This window comes from Flavobacterium sp. KACC 22763, assembly GCF_028736155.1.
GTDB lineage: Bacteria > Bacteroidota > Bacteroidia > Flavobacteriales > Flavobacteriaceae > Flavobacterium.
Genome location: NZ_CP117879.1, coordinates 3,350,514 through 3,373,573, shown reverse-complemented (window position 1 = coordinate 3,373,573; position 23,060 = coordinate 3,350,514). Strand labels below are relative to the sequence as shown.

The following is a 23,060-nucleotide window of genomic DNA, read 5'->3' as shown; positions in this document are numbered from 1 at the left end:
CAGCCTCTCTCTTTTAAATTGTTTTCCATAATGAAAACAACGTTTTCCATTTTTATGTCTAGACTCGTTCATTCCGTAGGAATGTTTGATCGGTAGAAAAAAATCATGCCAGCCAATTTACGTTCCGTAGGAACGTTTGGTGTGTTGGATTGTCAAAAAAAATGTCTAAATCAAACGTTCCTACGGAACGTAAAATCAACCAAAATGATATAATTTTTCTACCAATGAAATGTTCCTACGGAACATAATCAAATCAGAAACGGGAAAAAATCTTTTTAATCCTTTTAATCTGTGGCAAGAAAAAAAACTTAGAATCTTAGCGTCTCAGTATCTTAGCAACTTCAAATTAATATATCACTTTCCAAGTCTGATTTTTCAATTTCGAAACCAAAACCTAAGCGTTCTACTAACTCGATTACTAGTTTTTTGTACCAGTTTTCAGATTTCGGGTGAATGTATATTTTTTCGATCAATTGATTGATGTCGACATTGATTTTTAATCCGTCGTTTAATTTGATGTCGCTTTTTGAAGTATCACTCAGAATCCTGACTTCTCTTTCGTATTGAAAACTTTTTCTTTTAAATAAAAACGGAAAGAATAAATCATCAAACGGAATATATTCTTTTTTATAATCGATGTAGTTTACTTCGCCAATATACTGATCAAAATTGTTTTCAGGTCTCACAGCTTTCTGTAATCTTCTAATGGTAGACTGAATGGCTAAGCCTTCGTTGTTTTTGGTAAAAATCTGCCACATCGCAAAAGATTCATATTCGTTAATATGCCAACTGCTAATCGCTACTTTTTCGCGATGCGTTTTGTAGTAATTTAAAAATTCGGGATTATCTGCGGCAAGTTTTTTAATCTCTTCGTAAGTGGGTTCGCTAAAAGTACCTTCATATTGGTCTTCAAACTTGTCTGAACGCGACATAAAAAGTTTCTTCGAAAGCAATAAATCAAGAAATTTGGATAGGTCTAAATATTTCCAAACAATAGTATCGGGATCATCGGGAAGTTTTATGTTGGGGTTGTTAAGATACATTTTCTGAAAGAATTTAGTTTCAATCGTTAACTATCCTAAAGTTATAAAAATAAACACAGATTAAAGAAATTAAACTGAGTTTTAATATTTCCTTAATCTGTGTTAGATTATTTGGGTATGTAAAAATCTTATGATTCGAAAGACTGCATGGTTACCAATTTATTATAAGTTCCGTTGTGAGCAATCAGTTCTTCATGAGTTCCCTGTTCAACGATTTTTCCTTTTTGCATTACCACAATCACATCTGCTTTTTGAATCGTAGAAAGACGGTGTGCAATTACAATCGAAGTTCTGTTTTGCATCATGTTTTCAAGCGCAACCTGAACAAATTTTTCGCTTTCTGTATCCAATGCCGATGTTGCTTCGTCCAAAATCATAATAGGTGGGTTCTTCAATACTGCTCTTGCAATAGATAAACGCTGTTTTTGTCCTCCAGAAAGCTTATTTCCGCTATCTCCGATATTGGTGTAGATTCCTTGCGGAAGATCTTTTACAAACTCATAAGCATTAGCAATTTTAAGAGCTTCAATAATTTCGTCATCAGTTGCATCTAGTTTACCTAAAGAAATATTGGCTTTGATTGTATCATTAAATAAGATACTGTCTTGCGTTACTAATCCCATCAAGCTTCGAAGCGATTGCAAATTCATGTCTTTAATGTTGATTCCGTCAATAGAAATGGCTCCATCATTAACATCGTAAAAACGAGTCAATAAATTGGCAATAGTACTTTTTCCACTTCCAGATTGACCAACTAATGCAACAGTTTGTCCTTTTTTAATTTGAAGAGAAAAGTCTTTTAAAACGGTTTCTTCTTCATATTTGAAATTGACATTTTGAACATTGATATTATCATCAAAAGTTGTCTTTTCTACTGCATTTTCTTTAGAAACAATTGTGTTTTCTTGCTCTAAAATTTCAAGAACACGTTCTGCAGCTGCATTTCCTCTTTTTACTCCATAAGAAGCTTTAGAAATGGCTTTTGCAGGAGTCAGGATGTTGTATGCTAATCCCATGTAGGCGATAAATGCTGCGCCTTCTAAAGTTTTATCTATCAAAACCATCTGACCTCCATACCAAAGTAAAATAGCAATTACGGTAATTCCCATAAATTCACTCGCTGGTGAAGCTAGGTTTTGACGGTTTCCAATGCTATTTGATAAAGAGAAAAAGCGGTCTGTCGAATTTTGGAAAACGTTATTAAAATAATTTTCAGCATTGTATCCTTTTACCACTTTTAATCCTCCAATTGTTTCTTCAATAGTAGAAAGGAATTTTCCTTGTTCTTCTTGCGCTTTGGTAGATTGTTTTTTAAGCTGTTTTCCGATCAATGAAATGATATATCCAGAAACGGGAATAAAAATGAAAACAAATAAAGTCAGTTTGGCACTAATGACAAGCATAGCGATGATCGTAAAAATAATCGTTAAAGGTTCTTTTACGATAAGCTCTAAAATTGCTAAAAATGAATTTTGGACCTCGTTTACGTCAGCTGAAATTCTAGAAATTACATCGCCCTTTCTTTTTTCAGAATAAAATGCCAAAGGGAGTTCTAATGTTTTTTTGTACAATGCATTCCTCATGTCTTTTAAAACACCATTTCTTAAGAAATTAATGAAAAACATAGCCAAGTAATCAGCTAAGTTTTTTAATAAAAAAATGGAGATGATTATGGCAACCATTATAGATAGCACATATCCAGATTCGTGAGTTCCTTTTGAAGTAGTAATATAGTAGCTTAAGTAATTTTCTCCATATTCTTTAATATTCAAAATTCCCGTGTATAAAGGTTTTTCGTAGTTTTCTTTGGTTTTGTCAAATAAAACTTGAAGCATTGGAATTAAGGCAATGAACGAAAGTGTGCTGAAAAGCGCATATAAAATATTAAAAAAGATATTTAAGAATGCGTATCTTTTATAAGGGTATATAAAAGGGACTATTTTTTTGAAATTACTCATTTATTTTTGGATGTTATTTTTTCTGCTTGGTTATGCTTGTCTGAGTTTTAGCATTATTTTTTCTGTGATAATGAATTCGCGTTAACGAATTTTTACTGCACAAAATTAATCCAATTGGACTGTTTTCAATTTCTTTTTAGTTTTTTTTATAAAAAAACTCTGATTTTGCATCTTCTAAGAAATGCAAATCAGAGTTTTAAATATTGGACTCCTTGTTTTTAAAGACTATTTGCAAATGGAAATATTTTCAAAAAAAGGATTTATTTAATTCAACTGCATATCTGCAATAATGTTCTGGATTTTCTGATCTAAGAAACTTTCTGCTTCGTCAAAATCTGAAACTGATTCTATTTCTGCATTTACACTGATATAGAATTTGATTTTAGGCTCAGTTCCGCTTGGTCTTGCGCAAATTTTAGAACCATCCTCTGTATAATAAATCAATACATTCGATTTCGGAATATCCATTGTAGATTCTGAACCATCTAATAAATTTAAGGCAATAGATGATTGATAATCTTCAACCATAATAACTCTTTGTCCGTTGATTTCTTTCAAAGGGTTTTGGCGTAAATCGATCATCATTTGGTTGATTTCCTGTAAACCTTCCATTCCTTTTTTGGTTAAAGAAACTAAGAATTCTTTGTAGAAACCATTTTCAACATAAAGCTGTAAAAGTTCTTTGTAAACAGAGCTTCCTGCAGCTTTTGCTTGAGCGGCAACTTCGCATATTAATAAAGTTGCAGCAACAGCATCTTTATCTCTAACGGCATCACCAACCATAAATCCGAAACTTTCTTCGCCTCCTCCGATAAATTCTAGTTCAGGAAAATCTTTGATCATTTTTGCGATCCATTTGAAACCTGTCAATCCAACTTTGCACTCAACACCGTAGCTTGTTGCCAATTCCATCATCATTGGAGTTGAAACAATTGTAGAGCCAACGAATTGTTTTCCGTTAAGTTTACCTGCTTTTTTCCATTGTTTCAATAAGAACGAAGTCATTAAAACCATAGTTTGGTTTCCGTTCAATAGAATCATTTTACCGTCATTATTACGAACAGCAACTCCTAAACGGTCGCAGTCAGGATCTGTCCCAACTACAATATCAGAATTTGTTTTATCTGCTAATGCCAAAGCCATTGTTAAAGCTTCTGGTTCTTCTGGGTTTGGCGATTTTACTGTAGGGAAATCTCCGTCTGGCACAGCTTGTTCAGGAACAATATGAACATTTTTGTATCCAGCCTGAGATAAAACGTCTGGAATAGATTTTATAGAAGTTCCGTGCAGTGAAGTAAAAACAATGTGAAGATTGTCTTTGGCTTCAGCCGGAGTATTAAAACTTGCGTTTTCGATAGATGATTTTATAAATGCTTTGTCAAGTTCGGTATCGATGTACTGAATCAAATTTTCGTTTGCGTTAAATTTGATTTTGTCATAACCTAAACTTTCAATCACATTGACAATTTCTTTGTCTTGTGGAGGAACGATTTGTCCTCCATCTTGCCAATATACTTTGTATCCGTTATATTCTGGTGGATTGTGAGAAGCTGTTAAAACAATTCCGCACTGGCATTTTAAATATTTAAGAGCAAAAGACAATTCTGGAGTTGGTCTCAAATCAGAAAATAAGTAAACTTGAATTCCGTTTGCTGAGAAAACATCAGCTACGACTTTTGCTAAAGTATTACTGTTATGACGGCAATCGTAAGCTATTACTACTTTTAAAGGTTCGTTTGGAAAAACTTTGTGCAGGTAATCAGATAATCCCTGAGTGTTTTTTCCAAGCGTGTATTTATTGATTCTATTGTCACCAACGCCCATAACACCACGCATTCCTCCAGTTCCGAATTCTAAGTTTTTGTAAAAACTTTCTTCAAGTTCTTTGGGAGAAGTTGTCATTAATTCTTTAACTGCGGCTTGTGTTTCTTGGTCAAATGTTGGCGTTAACCATTCATTGACTGCGTTTAGTATGTTTGGTGCGATATTCATTTTAGATTTCGTTTTATGTTTGTTTAAAATAGTTTGTTATGGAGGGTAAAATGTGCTTTATGTAATATTTTTACAGCTTAATGAAAATATTGTTGAAAAAGCTTTTTTAAAAATTAACCTCTCGTGCTACTTTATATCTTGCTTCGTTATTTTTTGTTCTTAAAATAATTTCCCCTAGGAATCCTGCTAAAAAAAGCTGAGTTCCAAGAATCATGGTTGTTAAAGCAATATAAAACCATGGATTGTTTGTAACCAAGCTGTATTTCATTCCTGTATACATATGGTATAGTTTAGAAATCCCAATGTATCCAGCTGCTAAAAATCCGATAATAAACATTAAAGAACCCATAGCGCCAAATAGGTGCATTGGTCTTTTTCCGAATCTTGATAAAAACCAAATGGTAATCAAATCTAGGAAACCGTTTATAAAACGTTCCATTCCGAATTTAGTTTCACCATATTTTCTAGCTTGGTGAATAACCACTTTTTCGCCAATTTTTCCGAATCCAGCATTTTTAGCCAAAACCGGAATATAGCGGTGCATTTCGCCAGAAACTTCAATGTTTTTTACCACGACATTTTTATAAGCTTTCAATCCGCAGTTAAAATCATTCAATTCAACGCCAGAAGTTTTTCTGGCAGCCCAGTTGAATAATTTTGAAGGAAGATTTTTTGCCACAACAGAATCGTAACGTTTCTTTTTCCAGCCAGAAACCAAATCGAATTTCTGAGCTGTAATCATTTCGTACAATTCAGGAATTTCGTCTGGACTGTCTTGCAAGTCGGCATCCATGGTAATGATAACATCACCCTTCGCTTTTGCAAAACCAGCATGTAAAGCCTGAGATTTCCCGAAGTTTTTCATGAAACGAATTCCTTTTACATTTGGATTTTCGTTAGAGAAACCTTCAATAATCTGCCAAGAATTATCTGTACTACCATCATCTACAAAAATGATTTCATAAGAGTAATTGTTAGACTGCATCACTTTAATGATCCAAGTGTAGAGTTCTTTAAGTGATTCCTCCTCGTTTAGAAGCGGTATAAGTATAGATAAATTCATTTATATTTTTATTCTTGTGTAGATTTGCTTTTAAAAAATGCTGCGAAAATTAATCCGAAAATTGCGCTTACAACCATAGCAAAAACAGATCCTTTTAATAATTCAAAAGTAGAATACGGATTGCTTTCTTTCATTTTGGCAACAGCTTCATTAATTGCTGAAGCAGGCGTGCCAAATTTCTGCATCATACCAACAGTATATTTGATCATGATTTCGCTCAAAGTATCTTTTGCGCCTGGATCAACTACATTAAATAATACAATGTTGAAAGTTGTAGATATTAAAATACCGATTACTGCAGCTATAAAATAAGTAGTAAAAGCATCTTTAAAAGGAAAAACACCGTTTAAATCTTTCTTAGTTTTAGAAAGTAGAATGATACTAATTGTAAGGCTTATTACGATTCCTAGTATTCCCATCCACCAAGCTGTAAATAGATTTAAATCAACAGCATAGATTGTAGCGGTAACCAAAGCCGATGCAATTCCTATCATTACACCATACGTAACTCCATTCTTTTTTATAACTTCATTAATCATATTTCGATATGTTTAAAATTAATCCACAAATATAGTAATTCCCACTATAATCGGATATAAAAAAAGCTTTTCGAAATAAACTAAAAAAAAGTAAGCTAACTGTTTGTTTATTAAAAAAGAATTGTAAATTTGTACACTCAAAAATAATTAAATTTTTAAACAAAAAAGAGTATTGCTTGTTTATACCTTTTTCTAACCATGAAAAAGCTTCAAAATAAAAATACTCCAAACAATAAATAAAAGAAAAGATGAAAAAAGGAATTCACCCAGAAAATTACAGATTAGTTGCATTTAAAGACATGTCTAACGATGAGGTTTTTATCACTAAATCTACTGCAGATACAAGAGAAACAATTGAAGTTGACGGAGTTGAGTATCCAGTTGTAAAAATGGAGATTTCTAGAACATCTCACCCTTTTTATACTGGTAAATCTAAACTTATCGATACTGCAGGACGTATTGATAAATTCAAAACTAAATATGCTAAACACGCTAAAAAATAATAGCTGTTTTAAATTATACAAAAGCCTTCCAATTCTGGGAGGCTTTTTTTTATGCGCCGATTTTTGATAATTAAAAGGAAGGGAATCTGATTTTAATATAGCCCGTGGTTTCAACCACGGGAAACGTATTGCAAATACATTGCGTTCCAGCGGTTGAAACCGCTGGCTATGTTTTTAGATGAGATTGTTTTTGATGCTGTTTAAAAAAGATAATTTCTCCTTAATAATAAAATATAGCTCGTGGTTTCAACCACGGGGAACGTATTGAGAGTATGTAGTGTTCTAGCGGTTGAAACTGCTGGTTGTGTTTTTCCTGAGGATTGAACAATCAAGCTATTCAGCTTGTCAAATAATCTTAATTTGGATGAACTAAGATTAAGAGTAATTTAAAAATTTGTGAATTCGTGGCTATTTACATATAAACATGATTAATGTAACGTATAAATATTTGTAACTTTGGAGCCTGGTAACCAAATCAAATTTTAACAAACACTCAATTATTTATGAACTACATTCTTTTCGACGGTCCCGTTCGAAATGCTTTATTACCCTTTACTTTTACACGGCCAGTAGCTGATATTTTGGTAGGAATTATGACAATTCGCCAGAAATGGGAGAAATATCTAGGTTCTACAATCACTACAATAACCGAAGAATATTTGTCTGAAAAATTTCCAATGGTTGAAATGGAAGAAAATGTAATGATCAATGCAGCGTATTTGCCAAATGATATTCTTGCGGAGATGGTTTCTAATTTGACAGAAAATCAGGCAATTTTTAAAGGAGAAGATGTAATTGCGTTTTTTGCTAGCGAAAATCAGGAAGAAGTCGATTTTGATTCTTACGAAATTATTCAATACAACGAAGATTGTATTACAATAGAGCATACTTGGGATATTTTTTCTAAAAACGATGCAGCAATTCGTCAGGATTTTAAATATCTGACTGAAGACCGCACGTCTCAACCAATTCCTAAAAGTGTTAATGTAATTTCGCCTGAGAATATTTTTATCGAAGAAGGGGCAAAACTAGAGTTTGTAACCTTAAATGCATCAACTGGACCTATATATATAGGTAAGAATACCGAAATTATGGAAGGAACCGTAATTCGTGGGCCATTTGCTTTATGCGAAAATGCAATGGTAAAAATGTCGGCTAAAGTTTATGGTGCAACAACTGTTGGGCCTGGAAGCCGAATAGGGGGTGAGGTTAAGAACTCAGTTCTTTTTGCTAATTCAAATAAAGGGCACGAAGGATTTTTAGGAGATTCTGTTTTAGGAGAATGGTGCAATATTGGAGCTGATTCTAATAATTCAAACCTAAAAAATAATTACGAAGAAGTAAAATTATGGAGCTACGAAACAGAAGGTTTTGCTAGAACAGGACTTCAGTTTTGCGGTTTAATGATGGGAGATCATAGTAAATGCGGAATCAACACGATGTTTAATACAGGAACTGTCGTTGGTGTAAGCGCGAATATTTTTGGAAGCGGATTTCCTCGCAACTTTGTTCCAAGTTTTTCTTGGGGTGGCGCAGCAGGTTTTACAACTTATGTAACCAAAAAAGCTTTCGAAACTGCAAGATTGGTAATGAGCCGAAGAAATATTGAGTTCGATGTAACTGAAGCTGCAATAATGGAACATATTTTTGAAGAAACTAAAAAATGGAGAAAAGACTGATTTTAATTAGATAATTAGTCAATTAGATAATTTTTGCAAACCCGACAGGTTTTTTAAACCTGTCGGGTTTTATTATTTTAAGGCTTTGAGAATTTTCTAATTGCCACATTATCAAATTGCCATATTTTCTTATTTATCAATCTTAATGAAATCTCCTTTCATGTTGAATTTTAGTTCTAGACCATTGGTTAGTTTTGTTTCATAACCAGAAGATTCAATTTCTATTTTGGTTACATCTTCTTTAGGGAAGTTTGATTTTATATATGTAGCAATTTTTTTGGGAATAATAGATTTTGGTACTTTTCCTGTTTTAGCATCCACTTCTTTCCAGTTTCCTTTTTTGTCAAATTCAATTTCGATTTTATTGTCATACTGAACTTTGTATTCTGTAGAGAGAATCTCTTTGTCTTCCAGTATATAACTCGGTTTTTTAGATCCAAAATGTGTTTTTAAGAAGGTTTGTGCATTTCCTGGTAAAGCTTCTTTTTTAATTACAGTTTTTTGAGCATTTGCAGTAAGTCCAAATAGTAATCCTGCAATTAAGTAGACGGTCAGTTTTAATTTCGTTCTCATATTTTGCTGATTTTTAAAATTATAGGACAAGTTAAGACTAAAATTTTGAAATTTGAAAATCTGAGCAGTTTTATAAATCAATCAAGCTTTTTTTTTTGCCACAGATTAAAAGATTAAAAAGATTTTTTTAGAATATGTATTCTCAAAAAAAAATAATCAGTGAAAATCCTTTAATCTGTGGCAAAAAAAAATATATCTAATTGGCACATTTTCAAAATTATCTAATTATCAAATTGGCACATTATCTAATTAAATCTATCTTTGCAGCACGAAAAAAATGGGTAGTCAGATAAACGATTAACCGATTAAACAAAATTCACAAACACAAATGATTACAGTTAACGATATTTCGGTTCAGTTTGGCGGAACTACACTTTTTAGCGATGTTTCTTTTGCTATTAATGAAAATGATAAAATTGCCCTTATGGGTAAAAATGGTGCGGGGAAATCGACACTTTTAAAGATTATTGCAGGTGCAAACAAGCCTTCTACAGGAAGTATCTCTGCTCCAAAAGAGGCTGTAATCGCTTATTTGCCTCAGCATTTGCTTACTGAAGATGGTGCGACAGTAATGGAAGAAGCATCAAAAGCTTTCAGCGAGATTTTTACAATGAAAGCTGAAATTGATAATATCAATGAGCAATTAACAGTTCGTACTGATTATGAAAGTGACGAATACATGAAATTGATCGAAAGAGTTTCTGACTTAAGCGAGAAATTTTATGCTATTGAAGAAGTTAACTACGAAGCAGAAGTTGAGAAAATATTAGTTGGTTTAGGTTTTGAAAGAGAAGATTTCGCACGTCAAACTTCAGAATTTTCAGGAGGATGGAGAATGCGTATCGAGTTGGCTAAAATTCTTTTAAGAAAACCAGATTTAATTTTACTGGATGAGCCAACAAACCATATGGATATTGAAAGTATTCAATGGTTAGAAGATTTCTTATTGACTCAAGCAAAAGCAGTTGTGGTAATCTCGCACGATAGAGCGTTTGTAGATAATATTACAAATCGTACGATTGAGGTGACAATGGGAAGAATTTACGATTACAAAGCAAAATATTCTCATTATTTAGAATTGAGAAAAGACCGTCGTATCCATCAGCAGAAAGCGTATGATGAACAGCAAAAAATGATTGCTGAAAATCGTGCTTTTATTGAGCGATTTAGAGGAACATTTTCTAAGACAGATGCTGTTCAATCTCGAGTTAAAATGCTTGAGAAACTTGAAATAGTAGAGGTTGATGAAGTAGATACATCTGCATTACGTTTAAAATTCCCACCTGCGGCACGTTCTGGTCAATATCCAGTTATTGTAAAAGAAATGTCTAAAGCTTATGGAGATCATGTTGTTTTTAAAGATGCAAACATTGTAATCGAACGCGGACAGAAAGTAGCTTTTGTTGGAAAAAATGGTGAAGGAAAATCTACCATGATTAAAGCAATCATGAAAGAAATTGGCGTTGATTCTGGAAGTGTTGAAATCGGACATAATGCACAAATCGGATATTTTGCTCAAAATCAAGCCGCTTTATTAGATGAAAATGCTACCATTTTTGAAACTATTGATAGTATTGCGGTTGGAGATATTAGAACGCAAATCAAAAATATTTTAGGCGCTTTCATGTTCCAAGGAGATGATATCACTAAAAAAGTAAAAGTGCTTTCTGGAGGAGAAAAGACTCGTTTAGCAATGATTAAATTATTGTTGGAGCCAGTTAACTTGTTGATTCTGGATGAGCCTTCGAATCACTTGGATATGAAGACTAAAGACATTATTAAAGATGCTTTAAGAGATTTTGACGGAACTTTAATCTTAGTTTCTCACGATCGTGATTTCCTTGACGGATTAGCAACTAAGGTTTTCGAATTCGGAAATAAACGAGTAAAAGAGCATTTTGAAGATGTGGCAGGTTTCTTAGCACATAAGAAAATGGATTCTATGAGAGAAATCGAAAAATAATATTTTTAATATAAAATCTAAAAAGGGCGCAAGTTTTAATCTTGCGCCCTTTTTTATTGCTGTCTATTTTAATAACAGTATTTTAATGCAATTTTTTTTACATAAAATATCTTTTTTTGTTATTTTAGTGTTTCCATTCCGTGTTGACTATAAGCTGTTAACTTTTGATCTCAAGAATAAAGAGCTGATTTTTTTTAAATCGGCTATATAAGCATTAATATTTCAATTTATTTTAAGCCTATGAGTAGAAGTCTACTAATGCCATTTTTTTTTCTTTTTTTAATGCCAATTTTTTTACACGCACAAGGAGATTTGAATCAGGGAGCTGATAAGATAGATAAAAAAGAGGATGGAGAAATAAAATATCCACAGTTTCAGTTAAAAGGACTTCTTCAAGCCAGATATTTAGAAAGTTTTGGAGATAATGTAGATGTTTTAGGAACTCAGCATTCAACAGGAGATGCAACACAAAGTTCTTTTGACATAAAAAGAATGCGTGTTGGATTGAATACCAAATTAAGTGAAACTACAGAAATTGTAATTTTGGTTAATTTGGCAGACTTTAAATCAGATACAAAAGGGAAAGTTCTTGAAAATGCCTACGGAAAATATACTTTCAATAAATATATAGCTTTAACAGGAGGGCAGTTTCGTCCTGCCTTTGGTATTGAGGAGCTTGTTCCAGTAGATATTATTAAATCTTTCGATTTTTCTAATCAATATTATGAATTTGGAAAAAACGGATGGACTAGCTTTCAAATTGGAGCATCGGCAACTGGAGCTTTTGATATTGGGAAAATTCCAGTGAATTATGCTGTTTCGGTTTTAAACGGAAACGGAAAAAATCAGGAAATGGATAAAGATAACGGAAAGCAATATTCTTCGAGATGGGTTTTCGGTTTATCAAAAGAATATGAGATTAATTTAGGTTTAAACGGCGGTTTCGGAAAAGTTTTTAAAGAAGATGTTTTTGCAATTGGAGCAGATTTTACCAGCGATTTTAAATTGACAGATAAATTTAGTTTTGATTTACAGATAGAGTATAAGCAAGGAACAAATCATAATTTATATTATTCCCTGCCAGTTGAAAGCCGAATGGGTAATGTTGCCGATTATCAAATGCGAGGTATTTATTTCTTGCCAAACTTTAGATATACCATAAATTATCAAAAACTCACAGCGCTTGAATTGTCGTGTCGTTACGAAACTTTTGATCCTAGTTACAAAATCAATTCAAACGTACGCACTACTTACACGCCAATGGTCAGTTTAGAATTCGGAAAATCGTATACAGGTCGTATCGAAATGGGATTTGAGATTGACAGATTCGATAAAAGCATTCCAGGTACAACAACCTATGATAATGATTTATTTTTAATTCAGTTGCAGCTCAGAATTTAATTCACTTAATTTTTGTTTTATGAAAGAAGTAAAAATTCCGCAGACTCTAATTACGCTGGCAGTTTTAGTTGCCATTTGGTTTATTCCAGCTCCAGAAGGTGTTGTGATAGAAGCGTGGCATTTATTTGCCATTTTCGTAGCTACTATTTTAGGAATCATCTTAAAAGCGGCTCCGATGGGAACTATGTGTATGATTGCTATTGCTCTAACGGCAATGTCTCAGGTCTTAGCTCCAGGAGATCCTGGAAAGTCGATTACATTGGCATTAAAAGGATTTGGTGATAAAGTAATCTGGCTGATCGGAATTTCATTTTTCATCGCGAGAGGATTTATAAAAACAGGTCTTGGAAATAGAATTGCTTTTTTATTCATAAAAATATTCGGAAAAAGTTCTTTAGGGCTCGCCTATGGTTTAGGATTGGCAGATTTAGTTTTAGCGCCAGCTGTTCCAAGTAATACGGCTAGAGGAGGAGGAATCGTTTATCCGATCATGAAATCTATGTCGATGAGTTTTGGTTCGATGCCAGACAAGCCAGAAACACATAGAAAGTTAGGGGCTTATTTAACTTTGAATAGTTATAACATGAATCTGATTGCTTCTTCTATGTTTTTGACAGGAACAGCAAGTAATCCCATGTGTCAAAAGTTTGCGCTTAATTTAGGAATAAAAATCAGCTGGATGTCATGGGCGGCTGCAGCGATTGTTCCGGGTTTATGTGCTTTTATTGTAATTCCGTTTGTTTTATATAAAATTTACCCGCCAGAATTAAAAAAGACGGGAGATGCGCCACAGATTGCAACACAAAAACTGAAAGAAATGGGAGCGATCACAAGAGATGAATGGATGATGCTGCTTACATTTTTTATTCTTCTTTTCCTTTGGATGACGGGAGATTTGTTTTCTATTGATGCAACAACAACGGCTTTTATCGGATTGGTAATTTTGCTTCTAACTTCAGTTTTGACTTGGGAAGATGTTAAATCAGAAAAAGGGGCCTGGGATACCATTGTTTGGTTTTCTGTTTTGGTTATGATGGCCAGTTCGCTCAATGAATTGGGTTTTATAGCGTGGTTCAGTGATTTGGTAAAAGCACAAATTGGCGGATTAAGCTGGCAAATGGCTTTTCCAATTATTATATTAGTGTATTTCTTTAGCCATTATCTTTTCGCAAGTGCCACTGCGCACGTTGCAGCAATGTACGCAGCTTTACTTGGTGTTGGTGTTTCGCTCGGAATTCCGGGTTTGTTGCTAGCGTTTATGCTTGGTTTTGTCGGATCTCTTTACGGAACTTTAACTCATTATGGCCACGGTCCGGCACCCGTATTTTTCGGGAGCGGTTACGTTGACCTAAAGAGCTGGTGGGTCAAAGGGCTTATAACCGGTTTGGTTATGCTCTTAATCTATATGGTAATAGGAGGATTGTGGCTCCGAATAATTGGATACTTTTAGATTCTAATTCCTGGAGGAAGTAGCTCTTTATATTTAGGATTTTTTTTGAAAAACGAAACAATCTTTGGGTGAATAGGAACTACTCTGTAATTTTTTTCAGAACTTAACTCTAATATGTTTTTAAGTAAAGTGTTGATTGTTTCTTCGTTCTCGAATGAATCAGGTTTGTTGATTTTGGTTAAAAAGATTTTCTTTTCTTGAAATTGATACTCAACTGCCAACATTCCCTCAGGAATGACAGTTTCGAATTGGCGTGCAAATGTGTTGTCTTTGATTTCCATAGTTACAGATGTTTCCATAGTAATTTCTTGTTAGGTTATTGGTAAATAGTGAATTTGGGACTCGAAATACGTATTGAAAGAAAATTCTTTATAAGATTTAAAATCAAAAAATATTTCGAAATGCAAAGGTAATCATTTGATTTTCAATATTAAATTATTTTTTGCAGCTATAAACTTTAAGTTATTGTTTTGAAGTTTGATTTTTTGGGCTAGAAGCAATAAATAGGTCTGAAATTTGATTATCATGATATTAAAAAAAGGTAACTTTATTTTTTAGAATAAATATCCTAATGGTAATTTCATTTTAATGTTATGAGTAAAATTCCAGTTTATTTTATGCCAGGTTTGGCTGCGAGTTCATCTATTTTTGAGAGAATAAAATTGGATGAAAGTATTTTTGAAACACATCTTCTAGAATGGGAAATTCCGAACCCAAAAGAATCTTTATCAGATTATGCGCTTCGAATTAGTAAAAATATAAAACACGAAAATCCTGTTTTAATCGGAGTTTCCTTCGGCGGAATTCTGGTTCAGGAAATTTCGAAGCATATAAAAGCGCGAAAAGTCATTATTATATCAAGTGTAAGAAGCAATCACGAGTTTCCTAGAAGAATGAAAATAGGGAAGTCTACAAAAGCGTATAAGCTAATCCCGATGCAGCTGATTCTTAATGTTGAAAAACTGGCTAAGTTTTCTTTTGGCGAAAAAGTCAATAAGAGAATAAAATTATACGAAAAATTTCTATCTGTACGTGATTTAGGTTATCTACAGTGGGCTGTAGAAAGCGTAATTTTATGGGATCGCGATCAAATTGACGAAAATGTGATTCATATTCATGGAGATCAAGATGATGTTTTTCCGATTAAATATATTGATAAATGCATTTTAGTTAAAGGAGGAACTCATATTATGATTCTCAATAAGTATAAATGGCTGAATGAGAATTTGCCTTCGATAATTTTGGAATAAAATTCCAATTTTTAAATTCCAAATTCCAAATCTTTGTCAAACTTTCAAACTTTGACAAAGATGTATTCAAGAGTGCCTACACATAATCTTGTCATTTCGACCGTAGGGAGAAATCTTCGCAAGTAACTCCGTAAAGTGATTCAAGAAAAAATATGAGAATTAGTATAATAGTTTTGGTGTTAATTTTGGTAGGATGTAAATCTCCAAAGAAAGATTATGATCTTACTTTCTTTAAATGGAATATCCATGATTCGTATTATTTGAAATTTAATTCTTCGGATACGCTTTATTGTGTAGATGCCTCTAGAATTAAGTTAGAGACTTCTTTTGCAATTTTAAATAAAGAGCAAAAAGAAAAAATTCAAAAGGTATTAGATACTATAACTTTTCCAAAGAATGATACTTTTGAAGATATAGTATTTAATGATGGAGAAACTAATGCGTTCGTGTTAAAGAATAGTAAGGAATCTAAAAAGCTTAAAATTTATGGGATTTCTGGGCCTAAACAGTTTTGGCATTTTGGAGAAACATTAGATAAAATTAAGTCCAATCTTCAGTTTTTCAAAATAAATAAAAAAATAGATCTAAGAGAAATTAATAAAATGGTAATTTCAGAAGTGAAATTTGTACCTCGTAAAAGAGATTCTTTAAAATGAATAAATTTATACAAAGTAGTCACAAAGTTTTGTCCTCCTGAGCGAAGTCGAAGGATCACATGCAAGATCCATTCAGTGCGTCTGTACTTTGCGTGTCCTTCGACTTCGCTCAGGAAGACATAAAATGAGAAAATCTAAAATCTAAACTCAACAATCTACAATAAAAAAATCCCAAACTCCTTTTGGAATTTGGGATTTATAGTATTGTGATTTAGAAAATTAGATTTTCTTCATTTGTTCTTTCATCATAGAGATTTGCTCTTTCAGCATACCTTGTTTGTCTAATTTTTTAGCTTCGTTAAGTAAATTAGTCGCTTCAAGCTTTCTTCTGCGTGACATAGCAACTCCAGCAAGGTTTAGTTTAGCTACAGCTAAATCCATATCCATTGATAGTCCAAGCTCGATTGCTTTTTTGAAATGTTTCTCTGCTTGGTTGATATTGGTTTGAGACAACATGATGCCTTGTAAATAGTTTAAGTATCCTTGTTGTTTTCTTACTAATGCACCTTCTGGATTTTTGATATATGATAACCATTTATTAGCTCCTGCGAAGTCTTGTTTTCTTAATTTAAGGAAAGCTAAAAGGATAAATTCATTTTTGAAATAAAGAAAAATCGGAATTGCAGTCAATAAGATAAGGAATATTCCGTTCCCGATATTACTTTCTGTAAATTGCCAAATGCCCGCCACTACAAGAAGTCCGGCCAAAATAAGTTTAATATTCTTGTGAAACATAATTATTGTAAATTTGTGATTGCAAAGATAGTAAAAGGAATTAAAAATATTTTTATAAAAGTGCTTGCCAGAAAAAAAAGTCTTTGTATATTTGCACTCGGTTTTTGAACAACGATATCCAAAACCAAATAAACGAGTTAATAGATACCATTTTTAAAGATACAAAGCAATGAGCAAAAGAACATTTCAACCATCGAAAAGAAAAAGAAGAAATAAGCACGGATTTATGGACAGAATGGCTTCTGCGAATGGAAGAAAAGTTCTAGCGCGTAGAAGAGCAAAAGGAAGACATAAATTAACTGTTTCTAGCGAGCCTAGACACAAAAAATAATGTTTGTATAAACATACATAAGGCGATTACTTTTTTAGTATCGCCTTTTTTTATACCTTTTCGGTAAAATTTTATCCAACTTTCTAGTTTATAATGCACTAGGGAGGTTTTTAAAACGTAAATAACTACACAATACATACAAAATGCCTAAAGACACATCAATAAAATCAGTTTTAATAATAGGTTCAGGACCTATTGTTATTGGCCAAGCTTGCGAATTCGATTATGCGGGATCTCAATCTGCACGCTCGATTCGTGAAGAAGGAATTGAGGTTATCTTGATTAACTCGAATCCAGCGACGATTATGACCGACCCATCTATGGCCGATCATATTTATTTGAAACCTTTAACGACAAAATCGATTATTGAAATTCTTAAGGAACATCCGCAAATTGATGCAGTTTTACCAACAATGGGAGGACAAACAGCATTGAACTTGTGTTTGGAAGCTGAGGAAAAAGGAATCTGGCAGGATTTCGGAGTAAGATTGATCGGTGTTGATGTTAACGCAATTAATATTACTGAGGACAGAGAGCAGTTTAAACAGCTTTTAGAAAAAATTAATGTGCCAACTGCACCAGCAAAAACGGCTACTTCTTACTTAGAAGGAAAAGAAATTGCTCAGGAGTTTGGTTTCCCGCTTGTTATTCGTCCTTCGTTTACACTTGGAGGAACTGGAGCAGCAGTAGTTTACAAAAAAGAAGATTTTGATGAGCTTTTAACTCGCGGACTTGAAGCTTCTCCAATTCACGAAGTTTTAATTGATAAAGCTTTGATGGGATGGAAAGAATATGAATTGGAGCTTTTAAGAGATAAAAATGACAACGTTGTAATTATCTGTTCTATCGAAAATATGGATCCAATGGGAATCCACACTGGAGATTCGATTACAGTTGCGCCAGCGATGACATTATCAGATACAACTTTCCAAAAATTACGTGACTACGCTATCTTAATGATGAGAAGTATCGGAAATTTTGCTGGAGGATGTAACGTACAATTTGCAGTTTCTCCAGACGAAAAAGAAGATATCGTAGCAATCGAGATCAACCCTCGTGTATCTCGTTCTTCTGCTTTAGCATCAAAAGCGACAGGTTATCCAATTGCAAAAATTGCTTCTAAACTAGCTTTAGGATACAACTTAGATGAATTGCAAAACCAAATTACAAAATCTACTTCGGCTCTTTTCGAACCAACTTTAGATTATGTAATTGTAAAAATACCACGTTGGAACTTCGATAAATTTGAAGGATCTGACAGAACTTTAGGTCTTCAGATGAAATCTGTAGGTGAGGTTATGGGAATCGGACGTTCTTTCCAAGAAGCGCTTCACAAAGCAACTCAATCTTTAGAGATTAAGAGAAATGGTTTAGGAGCTGATGGAAAAGGATACAAAAATTACGAGCAAATTATTGAGAAACTAACTTATGCAAGTTGGGATCGTGTTTTTGTAATCTACGATGCAATTGCAATGGGAATTCCGTTGAGCACCATTCACGAAATTACAAGAATCGATATGTGGTTCTTGAAGCAATATGAAGAACTTTATATTTTAGAAAAAGAAATTTCAAACTACAAAGTTTCAAATCTTCCAAAAGAATTATTGCTTGAGGCGAAACAAAAAGGTTTTGCAGATAGACAATTGGCGCACATGATGAGCTGTTTAGAAAGTGAAGTTCACGCTTTACGTATGGACATGAACATCAACCGTGTATTCAAATTAGTAGATACTTGTGCGGCTGAGTTTAAAGCTAAAACACCTTACTACTACTCAACTTTTGAGGCAGAAATCGAAAAAGCAAACGGAGAGCGTTATGTAGATAACGAAAGCATCCTTACTGATAGAAAGAAAGTAATCGTTTTAGGTTCTGGACCAAACAGAATCGGACAAGGAATCGAGTTTGATTACTCTTGTGTACACGGAGTTTTAGCGGCAAAAGAATGCGGTTATGAAACCATCATGATTAACTGTAATCCTGAAACGGTTTCTACAGACTTTGATACTGCTGATAAATTATACTTCGAGCCAGTTTTCTGGGAGCATATTTATGACATTATCCAACACGAAAAGCCAGAAGGTGTAATCGTTCAGCTGGGAGGTCAGACAGCTCTTAAATTAGCAGATAAATTATCTAAATACGGTGTGAAAATCATCGGAACTAGTTTTGATGCACTTGACTTAGCAGAAGACAGAGGTAGATTCTCAGATTTATTGACTGAATTGCATATTCCTTTCCCAAGATTCGGAATCGCTGAAACGGCTGATGAAGCTTCGAAATTAGCTGATACTTTAGATTTTCCACTTTTAATTCGTCCTTCTTATGTATTAGGAGGTCAAGGAATGAAAATTGTAATCAACAAAAAAGAACTTGAAGAGCACGTTATCGATTTGCTGAAAGCAATTCCAGGAAATAAATTATTACTAGATCACTATTTAGCTGGAGCAATCGAAGCTGAAGCTGATGCCATCTGTGATGCTGACGGAAATGTTTACATCATCGGAATTATGGAGCACATTGAGCCTTGTGGAGTTCACTCTGGAGATAGTAACGCAACATTGCCTCCTTTCAACTTAGGAGAGTTTGTAATGCAACAGATAAAAGATCACACACATAAAATTGCGAGAGCTTTAAAAACAGTCGGATTAATCAATATCCAGTTTGCGATTAAAGATGATACAGTTTACATTATCGAGGCAAATCCAAGAGCTTCAAGAACGGTTCCGTTTATTGCAAAAGCTTACGGAGAGCCTTATGTAAACTACGCTACAAAAGTAATGTTAGGACACAATAAAGTAACTGACTTTGATTTTAACCCGCAATTAAAAGGATATGCAATCAAACAACCAGTTTTCTCTTTCAGCAAATTCCCGAACGTAAACAAAGCGTTAGGACCAGAAATGAAATCGACAGGAGAAAGCATCTTGTTTATTGATGACTTAAAAGATGATCAATTCTACGAATTGTACTCTAGAAGAAAAATGTATTTGAGTAAATAATCTCAAATTCTATTATAAAAAAAAGCTCCAATGAAAATTGGAGCTTTTTTTGGTTAGAATGTTTTATTACTTTACAATAATCTTTTTAGATGTATTATTTATTTTTAGAATATAGTTTCCTGGAACTACATTCGACACAGAAATAACATTGTCTTTTATATCTGAAGATTTGTAGCTTTTAACGTTTCTTCCTGATACATCATACAAGTCAATAGTTTCAATTGTAACGTCACTGCCATTTTCAATGTGTACAAAATCTGTTGTTGGGTTTGGATATATTGCAAGGCTGTTTGTAGGCTTTTTAATTTCACTTAATCCTAAAGTTGGAGATGTTATTTTTATAACCTTTTTAGTGCTAGAACTGGTGCTAACATATAGTGCTCCGTTGTAAATTGCCATTTGAGCAGGAGTGTCATAGTTAGTATTAAATCTGATAAATAGTTCTTGTTCACCATCGGCTGCACCTGCAGGAAAACGGAAAATTCTATTCTGTGAACCTGTAGAAATGTATAAATCACCATTTGGTGCAACAACTAGATTGGTTGGGTTACTCATTCCTGAAATTAGTGTTGATACTACTCCTGTAGGAGTTATCTTTTTTACGACGCCATCTAATTTATCTGCAACAAGCAAATTACCTGATTTATCAAATGCTAAACCATTAGGCTGAGTGATACCTGTAGCAAAAGTTGATGTTACTCCAGCTGTAGTTCTTTTTTTAATGTCTCCATTCAATTCTGAATAAAAAACATTTCCAGAAGCATCGATAGCAATTCCGTATGGGCTATTGCTGCCAGCATAAGCAGTAACTACACCGGCAGGTGTGATTTTTTCGAGACCTTGAATGAAGCCAGATCCAGCAAGCCAAAGATTACCAGTTGAATCAAAAGTAATTTGTTGGACGTTTCCATTGACTGTTGCAAAAGTGCTTTGCGTTAGAGTTGGCGTTACTTTAGTAACTTTATATGTATAGAAATCTGCAACATATAAATTTCCAGAAGCATCAAATGCAATTCCGCTTGGAGTATTAAATCCGCTTACGTAATCTGTAGGAGTTTGAGCATTTATGCCAAATGTTGATAATAATGTAAAGAGTAAAATTTTTTTCATATAGTATATTTAGGATTTTATCAAAGATATACTTTTAAGTGAGTAAATTATTCTTTTTTGTAGGAAAATATATTTTAGAGATAGTTTTGTTTAATTTAAAATGAGGTTGTTTTTAATTGTAAAGTTGAAAATTTGCATAAAAAAAGCTCCATTGAAGATTGGAGCTTTTTTTATTTTAATCTGTTTTATGTTTATTCACTTTGACTAAAGTTCATATTATCTCTAGTATTTTTCTGAACAGAAATAGCGCCAAATAATGCTAATAGAAAAGCAAAGGCATAAAATCCTTTTTCGCTTGGTAAAATTGTTGCATTCCATAATCCAACAACTAAAAGAACGATTGATAGTAATGTTCCAAACCAGCAGATTCCATAGTAAATATCAGTAACAGGAAGTTTTTCTAATCGGTCTCTTACGCTTTTTTGTAATGAGACAACAGCAAAAAGCCCGAACATTAAAACAGTGAAATAATATCCTTTTTCGTTTAGAAGCATTTCAGCTCTGGCAAGTCCAACAATAAAGCCAACTGTTCCTGCTCCAAGTGCAACCCAAGATGCCGCGATAAAGGCATTTGATGTTTTTTGTATCATAATTTAGTATTTTGGTAAGAAGCAAATATAATTAAATTAGATTCAGAACAAAATAAAAATATGTCGTTTTATTCAGTTAAATCTTTCAAATATATAAAAGAAAAAGCTCCCTAATTGGAGCTTTTCTTGATGTAAAAAGTAAGATGTATTTTATTTTTTAAGCAATTGTTCCAAAGGTTTTAATTGCTCCATATCTATTTTAGATTTTTGTAAAACAGACATTAAAGTCATAATATTATTCGGATTCATATCTTCTCCTAACACACGAACTACTGCAAATCCGGTTTCTTTTCTGTTGGCAAAAATGACAAACTCTTTGATGTTGTCGTCACTTCCAACGTAGCTAACAGATGCACCATCTTTTCCAGAGCCAAATTTCATTAATTCTTGATATTTCGGATCTTTTAATATGGTTTTTACTTTTGCTCTTTCTGTCTCAAACTGAGTTTGATTGCTTTGATCTGCTTTAAAAGCCAGAATGTTCATTTTATCAAACGAGTTTAAAGCTTCGTTTTGCTCTGTCGATAATTTTGTTGGATCAACATTTAAAATGTTTGGTGAAATATCTAAAGAAATAAAATCTTTTTTCTCTGAATTCTCAACAAAATACTTTTGGAGTGAAGGTTCAGAATTACAGCTCCCTAAAGTTAGAAGAGCTGTAAGTGCTAAGATGAAGATACTTTTTTTCATTTTTATTTTTTGCCTTTAGAAGCTTTCTTTAAGTCTGAACCGCCAGGAAGCTGCATTTTATCTGTTAATACTGAGATTTCGTTTAGATCAAAATTACCAGTTAAAGATAGTAAAACGGTTTCGTCATTTTTTGCACCGTCAACATACATTAAAAGTTCTTTTATTTGTGTGTCTGTAGCGCCAGATTTTACCATTATTCTCACATTTTTTCCACCATCATTCACTCGCATTAATTCTTCAAGACCGGCAGTTTTTACATACTTATCAGCAGTTGCTTTCATGTCTGCCTCGATTTTTGGATTTTTAGTGGTAAACACTTTTAAGTAATCCAGTTTTTTGATCAGAGCAATATATTGCTGTGTTTCTTTATCAGAAGTGTCAGTTTTTACTTTGCTCATTAAATCGAACATTTTTTTGTTTACGATTACTGAGGTTACGTCATCCTGACCATCAAATTTGTCAAAAGCACTTTGTGCATAAAAAGTGGTCGAAACGAATGCGAAGACTAAAGTTATAATGAAATTTCTCATGATTA

General features: G+C 33.2%; 21 protein-coding genes. 9 read left to right on the top strand and 12 right to left on the bottom strand.

The window, feature by feature from the left end:
- Positions 1 to 341: 341 nt before the first annotated feature.
- From PQ463_RS13785 to PQ463_RS13765, 5 genes are all read right to left on the bottom strand, one after another.
- Entirely contained in the window at positions 342 to 1,043 is a 702-nt protein-coding gene (locus PQ463_RS13785; protein ID WP_274254197.1) for a hypothetical protein, read from the bottom strand.
- Positions 1,044 to 1,171: 128 nt separating this feature from the next.
- A complete protein-coding gene (locus tag PQ463_RS13780) occupies positions 1,172 to 3,001 on the bottom strand; it encodes an ABC transporter ATP-binding protein (protein WP_274254196.1) in 1,830 nt (609 codons plus the stop codon).
- A gap of 264 nt (positions 3,002 to 3,265) precedes the next feature.
- Positions 3,266 to 4,993 (bottom strand): phospho-sugar mutase, encoded by a 1,728-nt coding sequence (locus PQ463_RS13775; RefSeq protein ID WP_274254195.1) that lies wholly within the window; start codon positions 4,991 to 4,993, stop codon positions 3,266 to 3,268.
- A gap of 106 nt (positions 4,994 to 5,099) precedes the next feature.
- On the bottom strand, positions 5,100 to 6,056 hold the full coding sequence (locus PQ463_RS13770) for a glycosyltransferase family 2 protein (protein WP_111380155.1): 957 nt from the start codon (positions 6,054 to 6,056) through the stop codon (positions 5,100 to 5,102).
- Between the two features lie 8 nt (positions 6,057 to 6,064).
- The gene (locus PQ463_RS13765; RefSeq protein ID WP_111380156.1) at positions 6,065 to 6,595 is read right to left on the bottom strand and encodes a DUF4199 domain-containing protein; all 531 of its coding nucleotides are present in this window, start codon (positions 6,593 to 6,595) and stop codon (positions 6,065 to 6,067) included.
- Between the two features lie 248 nt (positions 6,596 to 6,843).
- Here PQ463_RS13765 and PQ463_RS13760 point away from each other — a divergent pair, with 248 nt between their 5' ends.
- Together PQ463_RS13760 and PQ463_RS13755 are read left to right on the top strand one after the other, a co-directional pair.
- Positions 6,844 to 7,098: a type B 50S ribosomal protein L31 gene (locus PQ463_RS13760; RefSeq protein ID WP_111363726.1), complete on the top strand. Its 255-nt coding sequence runs from the start codon at positions 6,844 to 6,846 to the stop codon at positions 7,096 to 7,098.
- A gap of 503 nt (positions 7,099 to 7,601) precedes the next feature.
- A complete protein-coding gene (locus PQ463_RS13755; protein ID WP_274254194.1) occupies positions 7,602 to 8,777 on the top strand; it encodes a GlmU family protein in 1,176 nt (391 codons plus the stop codon).
- A gap of 129 nt (positions 8,778 to 8,906) precedes the next feature.
- On the opposite strand, the gene PQ463_RS13750 is transcribed toward PQ463_RS13755, so the two are convergent.
- Positions 8,907 to 9,350 carry a PepSY-like domain-containing protein gene (locus PQ463_RS13750; protein WP_274254193.1) on the bottom strand — a complete coding sequence of 148 codons (444 nt, stop codon included), beginning with the start codon at positions 9,348 to 9,350 and terminating at the stop codon, positions 8,907 to 8,909.
- Between the two features lie 328 nt (positions 9,351 to 9,678).
- Between PQ463_RS13750 and PQ463_RS13745 the strand changes: the two genes are divergently transcribed.
- The 3 genes from PQ463_RS13745 to PQ463_RS13735 all read left to right on the top strand — a co-directional run bounded on the left by PQ463_RS13745 (position 9,679) and on the right by PQ463_RS13735 (position 14,164).
- On the top strand, positions 9,679 to 11,313 hold the full coding sequence (locus tag PQ463_RS13745; RefSeq protein ID WP_111380161.1) for an ABC-F family ATP-binding cassette domain-containing protein: 1,635 nt from the start codon (positions 9,679 to 9,681) through the stop codon (positions 11,311 to 11,313).
- A gap of 282 nt (positions 11,314 to 11,595) precedes the next feature.
- Positions 11,596 to 12,714, top strand: coding sequence for a porin (locus PQ463_RS13740; protein WP_274254192.1), 1,119 nt, complete (start codon positions 11,596 to 11,598; stop codon positions 12,712 to 12,714).
- A gap of 19 nt (positions 12,715 to 12,733) precedes the next feature.
- A complete protein-coding gene (locus PQ463_RS13735) occupies positions 12,734 to 14,164 on the top strand; it encodes an anion permease (RefSeq protein ID WP_274254191.1) in 1,431 nt (476 codons plus the stop codon).
- Here the strand turns inward: PQ463_RS13735 and PQ463_RS13730 are convergent.
- Positions 14,161 to 14,463 carry a GNAT family N-acetyltransferase gene (locus PQ463_RS13730; RefSeq protein WP_239457909.1) on the bottom strand — a complete coding sequence of 101 codons (303 nt, stop codon included), beginning with the start codon at positions 14,461 to 14,463 and terminating at the stop codon, positions 14,161 to 14,163. The two genes, PQ463_RS13735 and PQ463_RS13730, sit on opposite strands and share 4 nt — an antisense overlap.
- 294 nt (positions 14,464 to 14,757) lie before the next feature.
- Here PQ463_RS13730 and PQ463_RS13725 point away from each other — a divergent pair, with 294 nt between their 5' ends.
- Together PQ463_RS13725 and PQ463_RS13720 are read left to right on the top strand one after the other, a co-directional pair.
- Entirely contained in the window at positions 14,758 to 15,414 is a 657-nt protein-coding gene (locus PQ463_RS13725) for an alpha/beta hydrolase family protein (protein ID WP_274254190.1), read from the top strand.
- 152 nt (positions 15,415 to 15,566) lie between these two features.
- Positions 15,567 to 16,070: a hypothetical protein gene (locus PQ463_RS13720; protein ID WP_274254189.1), complete on the top strand. Its 504-nt coding sequence runs from the start codon at positions 15,567 to 15,569 to the stop codon at positions 16,068 to 16,070.
- A 219-nt stretch (positions 16,071 to 16,289) separates the two neighbouring features.
- On the opposite strand, the gene PQ463_RS13715 is transcribed toward PQ463_RS13720, so the two are convergent.
- On the bottom strand, positions 16,290 to 16,805 hold the full coding sequence (locus PQ463_RS13715) for a hypothetical protein (RefSeq protein WP_008464839.1): 516 nt from the start codon (positions 16,803 to 16,805) through the stop codon (positions 16,290 to 16,292).
- A gap of 169 nt (positions 16,806 to 16,974) precedes the next feature.
- Here PQ463_RS13715 and rpmH point away from each other — a divergent pair, with 169 nt between their 5' ends.
- Positions 16,975 to 17,136, top strand: coding sequence for a 50S ribosomal protein L34 (gene rpmH / locus PQ463_RS13710; RefSeq protein ID WP_008464848.1), 162 nt, complete (start codon positions 16,975 to 16,977; stop codon positions 17,134 to 17,136).
- A gap of 143 nt (positions 17,137 to 17,279) precedes the next feature.
- Positions 17,280 to 20,135 carry a carbamoyl-phosphate synthase large subunit gene (carB, locus tag PQ463_RS13705; RefSeq protein WP_274254188.1) on the top strand — a complete coding sequence of 952 codons (2,856 nt, stop codon included), beginning with the start codon at positions 17,280 to 17,282 and terminating at the stop codon, positions 20,133 to 20,135.
- Between the two features lie 66 nt (positions 20,136 to 20,201).
- On the opposite strand, the gene PQ463_RS13700 is transcribed toward carB, so the two are convergent.
- From PQ463_RS13700 to PQ463_RS13685, 4 genes are all read right to left on the bottom strand, one after another.
- Positions 20,202 to 21,245, bottom strand: a complete 1,044-nt coding sequence (locus PQ463_RS13700; protein ID WP_274254187.1) for a T9SS type A sorting domain-containing protein — start codon at positions 21,243 to 21,245, stop codon at positions 20,202 to 20,204.
- A gap of 191 nt (positions 21,246 to 21,436) precedes the next feature.
- Positions 21,437 to 21,835, bottom strand: a complete 399-nt coding sequence (yiaA, locus tag PQ463_RS13695) for an inner membrane protein YiaA (RefSeq protein ID WP_248728044.1) — start codon at positions 21,833 to 21,835, stop codon at positions 21,437 to 21,439.
- Positions 21,836 to 21,985: 150 nt separating this feature from the next.
- Positions 21,986 to 22,525, bottom strand: a complete 540-nt coding sequence (locus PQ463_RS13690; protein ID WP_274254185.1) for a GFO_1091 family lipoprotein — start codon at positions 22,523 to 22,525, stop codon at positions 21,986 to 21,988.
- A gap of 2 nt (positions 22,526 to 22,527) precedes the next feature.
- The gene (locus PQ463_RS13685; protein WP_274254184.1) at positions 22,528 to 23,055 is read right to left on the bottom strand and encodes a GFO_1090 family protein; all 528 of its coding nucleotides are present in this window, start codon (positions 23,053 to 23,055) and stop codon (positions 22,528 to 22,530) included.
- Between the last annotated feature and the right edge of the window lie 5 nt (positions 23,056 to 23,060).